This window comes from Senegalimassilia anaerobia JC110, assembly GCF_000236865.1.
GTDB lineage: Bacteria > Actinomycetota > Coriobacteriia > Coriobacteriales > Eggerthellaceae > Senegalimassilia > Senegalimassilia anaerobia.
In genome coordinates, this window is record NZ_HE611017.1 from 190,771 (window position 1) to 205,051 (window position 14,281).

Consider the following 14,281-nt stretch of genomic DNA (forward strand, 5'->3'; position numbering starts at 1 on the left):
GCAGGAGGGAACGGGGCGAACGCGATGCCGCTATTCGTAATCCTGCAGGAGCTCATGCAGGTAACCGGCATACCCTTGTCGCAAGCTTGACGGCGACTCAACCGTGATCTGACCGGCGAACTGGGCTATCCAGCCGAAGAACACCGGCGTCGCCATGGCTGCCACGCTTACGCGGGCAGTGCCGTCGCCCATATCGCTCACGCGCGCGTCCTTCCCGAAGCGATCGATCACGACGTTCATGGCGCTTTCCCTCACGCGCAATACCGCACGCACCGAGCTGCCCGAGAACATGCCGAACACGCGCCGGTCGTACTCGTCCGCGTCGAACGTGGCAATGCGGGCGTTTCGCGTTGCGCGCTGCTGCGTCACGTGGATGTCGCACATGCGGTCGACGCGGTAGTTGGCGAAGTCGTCGTACTTCTCGCTGTAGCAGACCAGGTAGTAGAAGCCGTCGGAGTACATCAGCTGCACCGGCGTTTGGGTGTACGGCTGGCCACCGTGGCGCAGCTGCACCCGAGCGGAGCAATCGTAGCCGGTGTATTTGAACGACAGCATGCGCTTGGCGGCGATGGCTTCTTGGATGACGTCGACGTTGCGGAACACGCTATCGTTTTGGCTTTTCACGCGCCCGCCCACGTGCACGTGCTTTTCCAGGCCTTTCACCTGGTGCTTCGAGCCCAGGCTTTTAATGGAGCGAACGAGCGAGGTCGATTGCCGTGCCGTGATGAAGCGGCTTCCCTGAACCGCATCGATGAGCAGCAGCAGCTCGGATTTGGTGAACGGTCGCTTGGCCAGGAAGTAGCGCACGGGCTTGACGTGTTGCCGCCGAATCTCGATGCCTGCGTTGTTCAGCGCCTCGAAATCGCGATACAGCGCCTTGCGCTCCGCGGATACGCCCGCTGTCTCCAGCTCCTCGAGAATCTGCTCGAGCGTCAGCCCCTGCTCGTCGTCGGTGTTCTCGAACATGATTTTCAACAGCGCCAACAAACGCTCTTTGCTGACTTCCTTCGCCATACAGACCCCTCACGCAGCTTCCTTCGCGCACATTGCGCACCTTCATATGATAGGCGATTGAGTGAGTGAGTGAGTGAGTGAGTGAGTGAGTGAGTGAGTGAGTGAGTGAGTGAGTGATGGTCACGCAGGCAACCCTATGCTGCTGGCGGGAAACTGGCATTTGCAGCGAAAATCCGCCTGAAGTCCTCAAGGTATGGGCCGGTTATGCCCAGTCTGCAAACCTCATCGAAGCTGGCAATGCCGAAGCTTTCCAGATAGTCGCGCACGTCGTAAGCCACGGCATTCTTATCGCCCAGCATGCCCTCGTCGTACAGCTCGCCAATGGCAACGGCAGCGCCCATGCGGAAAAACTCCTGGAACATGCCCTCCAGCTGCGCAGAGGAAACCTTCTCGTGCGATGACGCATCGTCTGCGGTTTCGTTCGATCCCCCGCCCAGCAGCAGGTCTTCGGCGGCATACTGCTCGGTCGCCCGATCATACGGCGCGTACGCGCCGTACCCGTCGACCAGAAACTCGCCCTCGTCGAAAGAGAGAGGCCGCGAGACACGCTCGCCCGCAAAGGTCTGAACTTGCCCTGGCTGCCCCTGGATTGCGCGGCGCACGGACCGTGAGGCGCCCTGGCTTGCAAAGGCCTGAGCCCGCCCGGCCGAACCCTCGAGTGCACAGCGTGCGGGCTGCGGACGTCCTTCCATACGCGCATGGCGGCCATGGGATACCTTCGAATCAATTGCAAATGCTCCGAACATGGACGTGTGCTTCTTGGCGAACATTTCAGGCTCCTTACCTGCGTGTTTCTTAGTTGATGCTTCGCATGGTACGCCGTCCCGATGATTTAACTGTCCCATCCAAGGGACTCGAGAAAAGTTCGCCGGTTTTTCTCGAGTCCCCCGTGAATGCTGAATGGAAACCCCTATATGAGAGACACCCGCAAAGCCTGGTTGCAGCGGAAGACGGCTTCATAAAGAAGCAGCCTCACGGGTCTAACTGCACCGGGAAACGACCTCGCGAAGAGACGGGCCTCAGAAGCCTAGTCGTAGCAGGAGACGAACTCCTAAAGAAACAATCCCACAAGCCTAGTTGTTGCAGGAGGTAGCCTCACAAGGAAGCAGCCTCACAAGCTTAGCCGTTGCTGAAGACGACCTCGCACAGAAGCGGGTCTCATAAGCTTAGTTGTAGCGATAGAACCCTTCGCCCGCGTCAACGCCCGTTTTGCCTGCGTCGATGCGCTCCTTAAGCGCCGCCGCGATCTTCGCGGGAACGGAATCGGGGTCTTTCGTGCGCGGGTCGAGCACCACGATGTTGTACACCGTGGTAAGGCCCACGATATCCAGGATACGGAACGGGCCCAAAGGCGCGCCCGTGCCCAGCATCCACGTTTTGTCGATAGTCTCCGGATCGGCGACACCGGTTGCATACAGCGCCTCAGCAGCGTTCAGGAACGGCACGAGCATGCTGTTCAGGATATAGCCGGGCTGCTCCTTGTGCAGCTGCAACGGAACCATGCCCAGATCGGCGGCGAAACGAACCACCTCGTCGTAAGCAGCCTGATCGGTTCCGGGATGCCCCATGACCTCGGCAGTGTTGTTGCGCCAGATGCGATTGGCGAAATGCAGCGCCAAGAACTTCTCGGGGCGACCCGTGGATGCCGCGATCTGGCTAGGCAGCAGCGTGGAGGAGTTGGTGACGAGGATGGTGCTTTCCGGCAGATACTTTGCCAGCTCCGCGTAGAACGCATCCTTTTGCTTGGGGTCCTCCGCAATGGCCTCGATCACCAGGTCGGCATCCTTTGCCGCAGCCTCATAGCTGGTGGTGAACACGATGCCCTCGAACGCCTGCTGCGCGCGCTGCTTGAGCTGCTCGATTTCTTCAACGGAAAGCTCAGGCGTATCGGCCAAGCCACGGCAATACGCCGCGGGATCGATTTTCATCGCCTCGAGCGTTGCCAGATAGGTTTGACGCAGCTGCTCGAACTTCGGCTTCGCGCGCTCGACGGACCCTTCGCTTCGCAGCCACACCGTAACGGCGAAACCCTTGTATGCCGCCTGATATGCGATCTGGCTTCCCAGCACTCCGCCACCGGCGACGACAACGTTCTTGATAGTCATATCCGACCTCCAATCCGCGCGTATGTTCATCTTGCTTATGGCGCGAGACCGGATTGTGGCCCCGCGCCATAAGCCTAGCACGCCTCTAGGAAGCCACATCGATTTGTCACGCAAACGGTGGCAATTCGTTGCAACCGGCCTTTACCATCCGCCGTTACGAAGAATAGCCGCCGACGAGCACCCGAAACCCGCCGCTCGCCCATATGCCCAGCAGCGGCGACGGCAAGCATACAGCCGGCGAACCGGCTAGAACTCGTCGAGCAGCTCGTCAGCAAAGCCCACGCGATAGTTCGCAAACACCACGCCGTCGCCTTCCTGCGTGGCATCCAGGTCCACATCGGCGACGATAACGAAATCGTTATCGCCCGCCTCGTCATGGAAGATCTGACGCACGTGCCACACGCGCAGCTCCTCCTCATCCGCCTCGTCGAACATGAGATAGGCCTTCGAGCGCGCGTCGGCGTCCAGCAGAATCTCCTCATGCGTCTCGTAATACTCGTCCAAGGCCTGCATCCAGGCACGCTCGCCGAAGCCCCAATCGCCATCGGCCTCGCCAAGCCCCGCCGCATCGCGATGAGCTGCCATGCGGACGCGGCTGAACAGGGCGTTGCGCACGAGCACGGTGAGCCCGCGTCGGTCGCGCACGACCGCTTCGACGCCGGCGGCGTCGGGCGGGGCGGCGTCCAGCACCGCTCCGGCGTTCTCCCACTCGTCCACCAAGCTGCTATCGACGCCGCGCACGATCAAGCCCAGCCAAGCAATGATGTCCTTCAGCTGCTCGGTGCGCTTATCCTCGGGGATGGTGCGGTCAAGGCCGCGGAACGCCTCGGACAGGTAGCGCAGCAAGATACCCTCGTAGCGCATAATGCCGAGCTTCTGGATGTACCCCTTGAAGTCCGCCGCGCTTTCCAGCATGTCGCGCAGCACCGATTTCGGCCGCAGGCAATAATCGCGCGCCCACGGCACCGCATCGCAGTACTTCGAGAACGCCGCATCCAGCAGGTCCTCCAGTGGCTTGGGATACGTGACATCGGCAATGCGCTCCAAACGCTCGTCGTAGTCCACGCCGTCCATCTTCATCTCCGCCATGGCTGCATCGCGCGCCTTGCGCTCCTGCGCGCGCAGCACCTGCCGCGGGTCCTCCAAAGTTGCCTCGACCATGGACACCAGGTCGAACGCATATTCGGGGCTTTCGGGGTCGAGCAGCTCCAGCGCCGCCAGCAAAAACGGCGACAACGGCTGATCGAGCGCAAAGTCCTCCGGCAGGTCCATGGTGACCGAGTACACGTCCTCGCCGTTCTCGTCCACCTCATGCACCACCACATCGGCATCGATGAGCGTTTGCAGCACCTCGGCGGCGCGCACGTGCAGCTTGACCTTCTCCTCCGCCGGCTGCAGCGAATCCTCGATAAGCTGGTCGACGCGGGCGCGGGCGTTGCCGCCCTGCTCCACTTCGGCCAACACCATGGAATGCGTGATGCGCATACGCGGCGTCAGCTGCTCGGGAACCGATTCGATGAGCTTGTTGAACGTGTCCTCGTTCCAGTTCACGAAGTTCTCGGGCGGACGCTTCTTCTTGATCTTCTTGAGCTTCTTCGGATCGCCGGCAGCTTTCACCTCGGCCTTGTGATTCTCAATCTCGTGCTCGGGAGCCTCGGCTATGACCACGCCCTCGGTATCGAAGCCCGAGCGGCCTGCGCGACCGGCGATTTGATGGAACTCACGGCTGCGCAGGCGGCGCATCTTGCGACCGTCGAACTTAGTGAGCTGCGTGAGCACCACCGTGTGGATGGGCACGTTGATACCGACGCCTAGCGTGTCGGTGCCGCAGATGACGGGCAGCAGGCCCTGCTGCGCAAGCTTTTCCACCAGCAGGCGGTAACGCGGCAGCATGCCGGCATGGTGCACGCCCACGCCGCAGCCCAGCAGGCGCTTCAGCGTTTTGCCGAACGCCGTGGAGAACTGCGCGCCCTTCATGGCCTCCTTGACCGCCTCGCGCTGCTCCTTGGTTGCCACGCCGTAGCTTGCCAGGTTCTGCGCACTGGTAAGCGCCGCATCCTGCGAGAAATGGACGACGTACAGCGGGCCCTCGTCCTTACGCAGCGCAAGCTCGACCGTTCCCTCGAGCGGGGTGAGCGCGTATTCGTACGACAACGGCACCGGACGCGGGGCGTCGGTGACGTTCGAGACATCGCGCGTGGTTTGACGGCGCAGCAGATCGGCGATCTGCGTGACGTCGCCCAGCGTGGCGCTCATGAGCAAGAACTGCGTCTTCGGCAGCGTGAGCAGCGGCACCTGCCATGCCCAGCCGCGGTCGGTATCGCTAAAGAAATGGAACTCGTCCATGGCAACGCTGTGGACGAGGGCATCCGGTCCTTCGCGCAGCGCCTGGTTCGCCAAAATCTCCTCGGTACAGCAGATGACGGGCGCCTCGGTGTTGATATGGACATCGCCCGTGATCATGCCCACGTTGTCGCGGCCGAGCAGCTCCACCAGATTAAAGAACTTCTCGCTGACCAGCGCTTTAATAGGCGCCGTGTAATACGATGTCTCGCCGAAGCACATGGCCATGAAGTGCATGCCCAGCGCGACCAGGCTTTTGCCGCTGCCTGTGGGAGTGCCCAAAATGACGTGGTCGCCCACCATGAGCGACATGAGCGCTTCCTCCTGGTGGGGCCACAGCTCGATGCCGCGGTCAGCAACCCAGTTGGTGAACGCCTCGAACGCCTCTTCCTCAGTGAGCTCCGGGTTCGTATCGTACAGATGGTAAGCCAGCGCGCCCAACTCGCCGGGCTCGTGGCCTTCGGCTTGCGCGGCCAGCGTCTCGACGATGTCCTCGCCTTCGAACATATGAATATCAGCCATAGGGCGGTTCCTTCGAATTATGGCACGCGCAGCCTTTCGGCAAAGCCGCAAAGCAACGCAGCCCTTTCTTTTCCGGCGGGCACCGGCACCGATGCCCGCTTCGACTATTCCATGATTGAAAGACGCTCCGGCACCGGGCCAAAAGCACGCCTAATCGGCAACGCCCAGCACCAGCGAATCCTCATACAACGACTCGGGAGCTATATCCTGCCCTTCAGGCCACTCGACCGTATCACCGAATTCGCTCACACGGACCTTCTTGAAGTAATCCGGATCATTGAGGCGCGCAAAGTAAGGGCCGCAGTCTTTCAAAAAGGGTTTTACATCATATTCCCGGGAAGACCCGTCCGACCATTGCGCGACAACCGAAAAACTATCAGTGGCCTTAACGGACAACACCCGACAATCAACATCCCATTCCATCGAGAACATAGCATCCTCCTACTTGAGGGGAGATATCCGATAGCAAGCGCACTTACTTGATGCCAGATACCAGTTTTCTTGCAATTCCTGCTCGTGTAATGCCATCCAGGCTAGAACAAGCTTGTGCTGCTTCGAAGGCATTTTACCCCGCAATAGGTCTCCTTGCAGAGAATACACCGCCCTCATGTTTCCGTATCTCACGTGGATATGAGGCAACGAATGGTTGCCACCCGCTTCAGAATACATGGTGATGACGATCCCGTAAAACCTGCTCAGCTCAGGCATGCCCGTCCCCTTCCCAGGCGGCACGCGCCGCCTTCCCGTGATGAAGAGGATCTTGCGAACGTGGTATGGGCGAAGGCGGGACCCTTCGCCAGCTTGGGCACGGCAGACCGCCGAGCGTTCGCACTGGCTCATTGCAACCAGTATAAAAGCGAACGCCTGTACTGTCAATACAAACGTTCGCTTTTTAGATGCCGCAACGTTTATCGGGGGTAACGCCGACCAGCTATTCCGCCTTCAGGCTCACGATGCCCAGCGTGGCCTCCTGGAAGCACCAGGACTTCGAAAGCTCGGCCACCTGACGCAGCTCCATGCCGCGTAAATCCTTCTTATACGTGCGCTTCCCGCCTCCGCGCACGGTGAATGCCACGCCCATGCCGCAATCCGCCTCGACACAGGACCAGTTCAGCCCCGAGCAATAATCACGTAAGAACACGCCCTCGGGAATGCCCGCGATCATCTGGTTGTACAGGTCCCACGCGGTCCCCGGCGCTTCCGTGCCCGGAAACGCGATCGTCGCCGCCTCCCGCAAACCCGCCTGCTCCTGTTGCGCTGCCATAACGCCCCTCCTTAACGACATCGAAAACGCCAGCTCGTGGCTATTCTTTTATCAGTATTATTGCCGCTTACCTATAGCGATTCGTTATGCTCAGGATCATAAAAGGAAAGGCCGCCGTTGTTCTTTTTTAGGCCGTCCAAGTTTTGGGGTGCAGTTCACGTACGGTCGGCTCTCGTGGTTTCAAGAGGCAAAACATATCGCTAGCAAAACTTCCCCTGTACCACTGGTTCGCAGATATGCCAGGCGGGGCTTCGGTACACACTCATCTGCCCCGCCTGGCATTGCCTTTGCGTTAGAGCACCCACGCCTCGCTTTCGCGCTGCAGCTCCAACATGCGGCGGTATCTACCATCGGGCTTCTCACGCAGCTCTGCCGGGCTTCCCTGCTCCACCACACAACCGCCTTCAAGCACCACGATCTTGTCGGCATTGTCAACCGTACGCATGCGATGTGCGATAACGAGGACCGTCTTGCCTTGAAGCAGTTCAGAAAGAGCAGCTTGCACGTATGTCTCGTTTTCCACGTCAAGTGAGGCCGTTGCTTCATCGAGCAGCACGATCGGAGCGTCTTTCAGCAGGGCGCGCGCAATCGAGATACGCTGGCGTTCACCACCGGAAAGCCTGCTGCCGTTTTCCCCGATCATCGTGTCGTAGCCGTTGGGCAAACGCTCCACGAACTCGTCGCAGCGCGCCGCCCTCGCCGCAGCGAGAACCTCCTCGTTCGTAGCATCCTTCTTCCCGAGGCGAATGTTCTCACGCACGGTGTCGTCAAAGAGCACCACGTCCTGGAACACCTCGGAGAATGCAGAAAGCAGCGTTTCCGGATCGACAGTAGAGACGTCAACGCCGCCCACGAAGATCGCGCCAGAGCTTGCGTCCCAAAAACGTGAAGCGAGCTTGACAGCCGTGCTCTTGCCCGAACCGGACGCGCCCACAAGCGCTGTCACCTGCCCTTCCCGCGCCTTGAACGATACGCTGCCCAAGACGTCCTCGCCGTCGGCGTATGCGAAGCCCACGTCTTCGAAGACCACGTCATAGCCCTGAGGCTCAAACGAGGTGCTGCCCGTCTGGACCGGCTCGTTCTCGATGGCGCGCATGCGCTCCAGACTTAAGCTCATGTCCATCAGCTCGGCGATGGCCTGCAAGATTACGTTGATGGGATCGTAAACCCTTGTCACCGCCAACAGATACACGAAAAACACGAGGAAGTCGACTTGTCCCGCCACGAGCAGCACAGTACCCACCACGATGACGGATGCGATTCCCAGACGCAAGAATCCTTGGGCGGAGCACACCGCCACACCCATAGCCAGCTCGGCACCAATTTTCTCTCGCTCGAAACGATCGATGCGGCAATCAAGCTCATCCTGGAATACGCCCACCTTGTTGAGAGAGCGTATCTCACGGTGGCATTCAAGGTATTCCTGCAGCGCGTCGGCGAATGAAAGGGACGCCGCGTTCTTCTTCGCAGTATGCGACTTCTGGATATGCGCGGTCAAAAGCAACGCCACAAGCGCCACGGGGATGGGCCAGAGCGCAGATGCCGCCAGTCTCCAGTCGAACGCGAACATCATGACAGCGAACACCAGCGTCGAAGCGCCCATGCCGAAAATCTGCGGCATAGTGTGCGAGAACAGGCGCTCCTGATCGGAGCAATCCTTCATGATAACGCTCGTCAAGTCGGCCAAATCGCGCTTCCCGAAAAACGAGAGCGGAAGCAGGCGCAAACGCTCGGCGATGGAGATGCGCTTGCGGGCGCTTTCTTGGTACACCACCGTGTACGTCCCCCGATATTCCCACATTTGCGTGACAAACATCACGGCAAGTGCCGCTACAATGCCCGCTGCGTAGAGCGCCATGCCTGGCAGGCCAACTGAAGGGTTGTCCAGGTACCTGACAAAATCGCTTGCGACGAAGTACAGCACCACGATGGGCAGCATCAGCATTAGGTTCGCCAACGCACAGAACCCAGCACCGCGTATAAAATCCTTCATGCCTTGATCGGTCAAGGCAAAAGCATCTTGAATCCTACGCCACACGGCTGTCACCCCCTTCAATCCTCCACGTCGCGCTCGTTCGGTAGTCTCGCCACATGCGCGCATACAGTCCACCTTGCGCGACAAGTTCTTCGTGAGCACCCTGCTCCACGACAGAGCCACGGTCGACGACGAAGATGCGGTCCGCATTCACTACGGTTGACAGACGGTGTGCGATCATAAGCACCGTCTTGTCTTCGCAAAGCGTCGCAAGAGCGGCCTGGATCAGTGCCTCGTTTTCGGGGTCGGCAAACGCCGTTGCCTCGTCGAGAACCACGATTGGGGCTCCCTTCAGAATGGCACGCGCAAGCGCGATGCGCTGACGCTCTCCCCCGGAAAGGTACACGCCAGCTTTTCCTACCACGGTGTTCACGCCATCGGGGAACTTGGCAATGATGTCATCGCATTGGGCCGCATGAAGAGCCGCGAGCACCTCGGCATCACTCGCATTGGGGCGGCCGGCACGCACGTTATCAGCCAAGCTTCGCTTGAACAGTCGATCGTCTTGGAACACGAAAGAAACGGCACCCATCAATTCCTCGGCAGGAATGCGTCGCACATCCACCCCGCCCACCAAAACGGAACCCTCATCTGCGTCCCAAAAGCGCGGGACGAGCGACGCGAGCGTCGACTTGCCTCCGCCCGACGGCCCGACGAGAGCCACCGTCGCTCCGGCGGGAACAGATAGCGATACATCGCGAAGCGCCGGTTCCCTGGAACCGGGATACGAGAAGCTGACACCCGAAAGCTCGATGCTCGCCTCCTTCGGATGGAGAGCCTTGGCAGACTCAACCTCGACGATGGGAGCAACTTCCATGATCGTGTTCATCCGCCGCAGCGCGTCTTCGGCGATCATGACCGCCTCCGACGAATACATGACCTTCGACATCATCGTCGTCGTCATCGCCGAGAAAAACGCATAGAACAGGAAGTCAATCAGAAACGCCGGGAAATCAGGCGCGACGGAGGCAAGCACAATGCCTGCAGGTACGAGCACCGCAAAGGTCGAGTTGATCGCAACCAGCTGCACGACTTGGGGTCGTCGGCAATACTCGGTATAGTTCGTCGCCATATCGCGATAGTCGATGATCGCCTCGTGGAACGCCTTGAACGAAAGCACCGTCTGCTGGAATACCTTTACCACGGGTATGCCGCGAACGTATTCGGTTGCCGCAGCGCTCATGCGCATGAGAGCCGCCTGGTAAAGTTCCATGAAATGGCGGCCGCCTTTTTCGTCCTCGCGGCCCATCATCCACCACATCGCAGCAAAGGAAACGGCGATGGGGACAAGGCACAGAAGCCCCATCCTCCAGTCGAACAGGAACGCCACGACGAAGAAGATCACCGGGGTGGCGAAAGAGCCAACGAAATCGGGCAGCTTATGGGCGATGAGGTCTTCTGTCTGGCCTGCACACCCGTCGATCACGCGGCGCATCTCCCCCGACGAGTGCACGCTGAAATATCCCATTGGGATCCGCGCCACGTGGCGAACCATCGCTTTGCGCATATTTGCCGCAATACGGAAAGCCGCCAGATGCGAAGCCATGAGCGCACCGAAATACACGATGATGCCCAACACGGCAAACACCACAGCAAGCACAGCCCACATCGCAGCGGATGACGCTCCTGCCCAGTTCGGGTACACCGAAATCAAGTCGCGAACCACGAACCATACGCAAACAAGCGGCATCACGGTGAGCACGGCGTTTAGGATCGAAAGACCGCATCCTACATACGCCAAAACCCGCCGCTTGCCAGCAAACCCCAACAGCTCGAGAATCGCGTTTTTCTTCTTGGCGGGACCTTCCTTCCCCATGCCCTTTCCTTCCCAAGCCGTTGGAGCACCGTCTTCCGGGGTCATTGCCATAGTTACCTCCCGGTCGTAAATCTACATGCCAAGTTTGGCAAAGTGCTTCGAGAACACCTTGGTACCGATGAATCCGCCGACGAGGCCGCCAGCGATGGTGGCAGCGCCGGTAACGACGCCCATTGGGCTTAGAATCGAGTTAACGAGCGTTTGGCCGTACTCGAGGGTCATGCCAGCTTGAACGCACATCTCGGCATAAGCCTCGCCCATCATAAGGATGAGAGAGATCTGCCCCAGCCAGAAGCAGAACGTGAACGCGGCAAAGGCACAGATAAGCTTGGTCTTGGTGCGCTTCTGCGGATCGCCTGCGATAAGGTCTGCCACGATACCGCCCACGACAATGCCGACAGGACCGCTCCAGAACATGCCCATCAGAAGGCCGACAGCACCAACGATGATGCCCATGATGGCGATCGCGCCACGCTTCGGGACGCGATAGGCCAGGTACATGAACACGGTACCGGCGAACAACGCGCCTACCGTGTGAGTAAACCAGCACAGGTTGGCATTCGCGCTGAAGATAATCGAGAACACCATGAACACGAGGAACAAAAGGATGCCGAACACGGCGATAAAGACGAAGTCTTTCGGGTTCAAACCATTACGTTCCTTGGCGGCAGAACCGATTGTTGCTTTGCTTGTCATTGTGAAACCTTTCTCTTGTTACTGTATTTCCGCAAACCCGAAATTGAGCTTCAACTTCGGAAGTGTTGCCTTGTTTAAGGGGAAGCGCTCGGCGATGCGCCCGTCTTCGACCAGGGCTATCTCATCGCATGCCGAGCAGAGGAACTCATAGTCGTGCGAGACAACGCAGACGGCGATTCCCGCATCGCGCATGCGCGCGATCTGGGCATCTATTCGACGCATGTTGCGATAATCCAAGCCACTCGTAGGCTCGTCGAGAATCATCGCGCGGGCACTCGAAAGCAAGCCGGCAGCGATGGAAAGCCGTTGGCGCTCCCCGCCCGAAAGGGAGAGCGGGTGCCTGTCGGCAAGACCTTCGAGAGCAAGCGCAGCCTTTATTGCTGCAATCCGGTCCTTATTTCCTAGGCTGTCTTCCGCGCCATCCGAAGAGCACGCGCTTGCAAGCTCATCGTCGACTGTGTTGCTGAACAACTGGTATCCCGGTTCTTGCATAACCAGGTACACGCGCCCCGCCCGTTTCCTTGCGCGAAGCGGCACGTCGTCGACCTCGATCACCCCCGCCTTTTCCTTGAGAAGGCCGGCCATGCACCGGGCAAACGTCGTTTTCCCAGCCCCGTTGTGCCCCACAATACCGACGACGCTACCCGGAAGGAGGCAGAAATCGAGACCGTTCAAGACCGCAGGCGCGCCGCGGTAGCCGGCAACTACGCCGCTCATACGTACGACGGGTTTCCCGCAAGAAGGCAAGCCGGAAACGGTCGAATCGGCCACATCGGCCGAGGGCCGCACCGCCACAATAGAGTCGATTTCAGCAAGAGAGGCGGCGCGCAGCCCCATATCGGTTCTCGTTTCAAACGGCAGAGCAAGGAACTCTGCCGCCGCCCAGTCTCCTATAACCGAACCATCGCCTAAAACCACATAGCGGTCTGCGATGCCGTCAAGCCACCACAGGCGATGCTCGGAGATAAGCACGGTCTTCCCCTGACTCTTCAGAAGCGCAACCGTGCGCGCAAGATTCCGCATCGCATGCACATCGAGCGACGCGGTCGGCTCATCAAGCACGAAGATGTCAGGATGCACCGCATAGGCCGATGCCAGGATAACCGACTGCTTCTGCCCGCCGGAAAGCGCCTCGGTGCCGCGCCCGAGCAGGCCCTCAATACCGAGCGTTGCCGCTGCCTGCGCCACACGTTCAACCATTTCCTCGCGATCGATTCCGAAGTTCTCGCATCCGAAGGCGATTTCCGAGGTCACGTCGAGATTGACGAACTGGCTACGCGGGTTCTGGAACACCGACCCGACATGCGCGGAAAGCTCGCCCATCGTCCATGCGGAAACGGGTTTTCCCGCAACAAGCACCTCACCTTGAAGATCCCCTTCGTACATAAGAGGAATAAGCGCATTAACGAGGCGCGTAAGCGTTGTCTTGCCACATCCTGACTGCCCGGTCACAACAACGCATTGACCGCGAGGGATCTTCAGCGAAACGTCACGAAGCGATGGACGGGAAGCGCCTTTGTAGCAAAACGTGCATCCATCGAGCTCGATAGCATAGGGCGAAGCCTTCGCCGCGGCGGCATTTTCCATCATCAGAGCACCCCCGCTCTAAAGCAAACGGAAAGCGCAAGGAGCACCATCGCAGCGATGAGACACGCAACATCGATAGCGCGCACCCTCAAGCGGTAATACGAGGTGCGGTGCGCACTCGCCCCCACGCCGCGGACGACGACCGCGTTCCCCAGTTCGTCGGCGATCTGGCCCAAACGCGCGATCACGGGCACAAGGAAATGTTCGGCGGTCTTCGCGGGATGGCGCACGACCGACCTCGGCGTGAGCGCGATACCGCGCGTCTTCATCGCGTCAGCGACGGCGGAGAATTCGCGTCCCATGGTGGGAAGGAAACGAAATGCCACGCACACAGCCACCGACACGTTCACAGGAACATGCATCGCCTGCAGCGCACAAGCAAGCTCACCAAGACGCGTGGTTGCGATCATATTGAAAGCGAACATGAAGGCGGGCAAAACATGGCGGTACATGAGAAGCGACGCCGCAAAGGGCGAAAGCAGGGTGTTCCCGCTCGCCACGAACAGCTGCGCCGTCACGGCGAACAGCGCATAGAAGGCAAGCCAGCGCACGATCGCGGAGAAGCGGCGGCAATATGCCATCACGACAACGGTAAGCGCCAAAACGCCCATCTCGGCGAACAGGCTTTGCGTAAGCGCCATCTGCACGTTGATCGCCGCCAGAACCGCAAGCGACGTACGCGGGTCAAGATGGCGCGGTGCAGCGTTGGCAGACGTCGAAGGCTGCGTCTGCACTACCGCGTTCAAGGGCAAAGGCGCGCCCATCGAAAGAGCCATGCGATTATCGTCCTTCTTCCTACCAGTTAGCCATATATAACTCTTTACGATAAAATACAGCTCAATAAGGCAATGCGAAAGACGGAACGGGAAGATGGAAAACTACGCCGAAAAGAATTCAAG

At 59.5% G+C, this 14,281-nt stretch carries 12 protein-coding genes; all 12 read right to left on the reverse strand.

Annotation, left to right across the window (positions count from 1 at the left end; all coding sequences use genetic code 11):
- Positions 1-30: 30 nt before the first annotated feature.
- A complete protein-coding gene (locus SFHG_RS09105) occupies positions 31-1,014 on the reverse strand; it encodes a helix-turn-helix transcriptional regulator (protein ID WP_042436555.1) in 984 nt (327 codons plus the stop codon).
- A 134-nt stretch (positions 1,015-1,148) separates the two neighbouring features.
- A complete protein-coding gene (locus SFHG_RS09110; protein WP_042436557.1) occupies positions 1,149-1,784 on the reverse strand; it encodes a hypothetical protein in 636 nt (211 codons plus the stop codon).
- A gap of 396 nt (positions 1,785-2,180) precedes the next feature.
- Positions 2,181-3,119 carry a 3-hydroxyacyl-CoA dehydrogenase gene (locus SFHG_RS09115; RefSeq protein ID WP_042436559.1) on the reverse strand — a complete coding sequence of 313 codons (939 nt, stop codon included), beginning with the start codon at positions 3,117-3,119 and terminating at the stop codon, positions 2,181-2,183.
- Positions 3,120-3,365: 246 nt separating this feature from the next.
- Entirely contained in the window at positions 3,366-5,969 is a 2,604-nt protein-coding gene (locus SFHG_RS09120) for a DEAD/DEAH box helicase (RefSeq protein ID WP_042436751.1), read from the reverse strand.
- Between the two features lie 165 nt (positions 5,970-6,134).
- Positions 6,135-6,416 carry a DUF2442 domain-containing protein gene (locus tag SFHG_RS09125; RefSeq protein ID WP_052297919.1) on the reverse strand — a complete coding sequence of 94 codons (282 nt, stop codon included), beginning with the start codon at positions 6,414-6,416 and terminating at the stop codon, positions 6,135-6,137.
- 9 nt (positions 6,417-6,425) lie between these two features.
- On the reverse strand, positions 6,426-6,824 hold the full coding sequence (locus SFHG_RS11270) for a DUF4160 domain-containing protein (RefSeq protein WP_392391973.1): 399 nt from the start codon (positions 6,822-6,824) through the stop codon (positions 6,426-6,428).
- A 91-nt stretch (positions 6,825-6,915) separates the two neighbouring features.
- Positions 6,916-7,248: a DUF4213 domain-containing protein gene (locus SFHG_RS09135; RefSeq protein ID WP_052297920.1), complete on the reverse strand. Its 333-nt coding sequence runs from the start codon at positions 7,246-7,248 to the stop codon at positions 6,916-6,918.
- 292 nt (positions 7,249-7,540) lie between these two features.
- Positions 7,541-9,241, reverse strand: a complete 1,701-nt coding sequence (locus SFHG_RS09140) for an ABC transporter ATP-binding protein (RefSeq protein ID WP_042436758.1) — start codon at positions 9,239-9,241, stop codon at positions 7,541-7,543.
- A gap of 34 nt (positions 9,242-9,275) precedes the next feature.
- Entirely contained in the window at positions 9,276-11,150 is a 1,875-nt protein-coding gene (locus SFHG_RS09145) for an ABC transporter ATP-binding protein (protein ID WP_316244721.1), read from the reverse strand.
- Positions 11,151-11,171: 21 nt separating this feature from the next.
- A complete protein-coding gene (locus tag SFHG_RS09150; RefSeq protein ID WP_042436566.1) occupies positions 11,172-11,795 on the reverse strand; it encodes an MptD family putative ECF transporter S component in 624 nt (207 codons plus the stop codon).
- 18 nt (positions 11,796-11,813) lie between these two features.
- On the reverse strand, positions 11,814-13,385 hold the full coding sequence (locus SFHG_RS09155; RefSeq protein WP_148514839.1) for an ABC transporter ATP-binding protein: 1,572 nt from the start codon (positions 13,383-13,385) through the stop codon (positions 11,814-11,816).
- Positions 13,385-14,158, reverse strand: coding sequence for an energy-coupling factor transporter transmembrane component T (locus tag SFHG_RS09160; RefSeq protein ID WP_052297921.1), 774 nt, complete (start codon positions 14,156-14,158; stop codon positions 13,385-13,387). Before SFHG_RS09160 ends, SFHG_RS09155 begins: the two co-directional genes overlap by 1 nt.
- Positions 14,159-14,281 lie beyond the last annotated feature (123 nt).

Excerpts from the sequence above, each read along its gene's own strand:
- SFHG_RS09105 (WP_042436555.1), bottom strand. The coding sequence starts at position 1,014 with ATGGCGAAGGAAGTCAGCAAAGAGCGTTTGTTGGCGCTGTTGAAAATC.
- SFHG_RS09110 (WP_042436557.1), bottom strand. The coding sequence starts at position 1,784 with ATGTTCGCCAAGAAGCACACGTCCATGTTCGGAGCATTTGCAATTGAT.
- SFHG_RS09115 (WP_042436559.1), bottom strand. The coding sequence starts at position 3,119 with ATGACTATCAAGAACGTTGTCGTCGCCGGTGGCGGAGTGCTGGGAAGC.
- SFHG_RS09120 (WP_042436751.1), bottom strand. The coding sequence starts at position 5,969 with ATGTTCGAAGGCGAGGACATCGTCGAGACGCTGGCCGCGCAAGCCGAA.
- SFHG_RS09125 (WP_052297919.1), bottom strand. The coding sequence starts at position 6,416 with ATGTTCTCGATGGAATGGGATGTTGATTGTCGGGTGTTGTCCGTTAAG.
- SFHG_RS11270 (WP_392391973.1), bottom strand. The coding sequence starts at position 6,824 with ATGAGCCAGTGCGAACGCTCGGCGGTCTGCCGTGCCCAAGCTGGCGAA.
- SFHG_RS09135 (WP_052297920.1), bottom strand. The coding sequence starts at position 7,248 with ATGGCAGCGCAACAGGAGCAGGCGGGTTTGCGGGAGGCGGCGACGATC.
- SFHG_RS09140 (WP_042436758.1), bottom strand. The coding sequence starts at position 9,241 with ATGAAGGATTTTATACGCGGTGCTGGGTTCTGTGCGTTGGCGAACCTA.
- SFHG_RS09145 (WP_316244721.1), bottom strand. The coding sequence starts at position 11,150 with ATGGCAATGACCCCGGAAGACGGTGCTCCAACGGCTTGGGAAGGAAAG.
- SFHG_RS09150 (WP_042436566.1), bottom strand. The coding sequence starts at position 11,795 with ATGACAAGCAAAGCAACAATCGGTTCTGCCGCCAAGGAACGTAATGGT.
- SFHG_RS09155 (WP_148514839.1), bottom strand. The coding sequence starts at position 13,385 with ATGATGGAAAATGCCGCCGCGGCGAAGGCTTCGCCCTATGCTATCGAG.
- SFHG_RS09160 (WP_052297921.1), bottom strand. The coding sequence starts at position 14,158 with ATGGCTCTTTCGATGGGCGCGCCTTTGCCCTTGAACGCGGTAGTGCAG.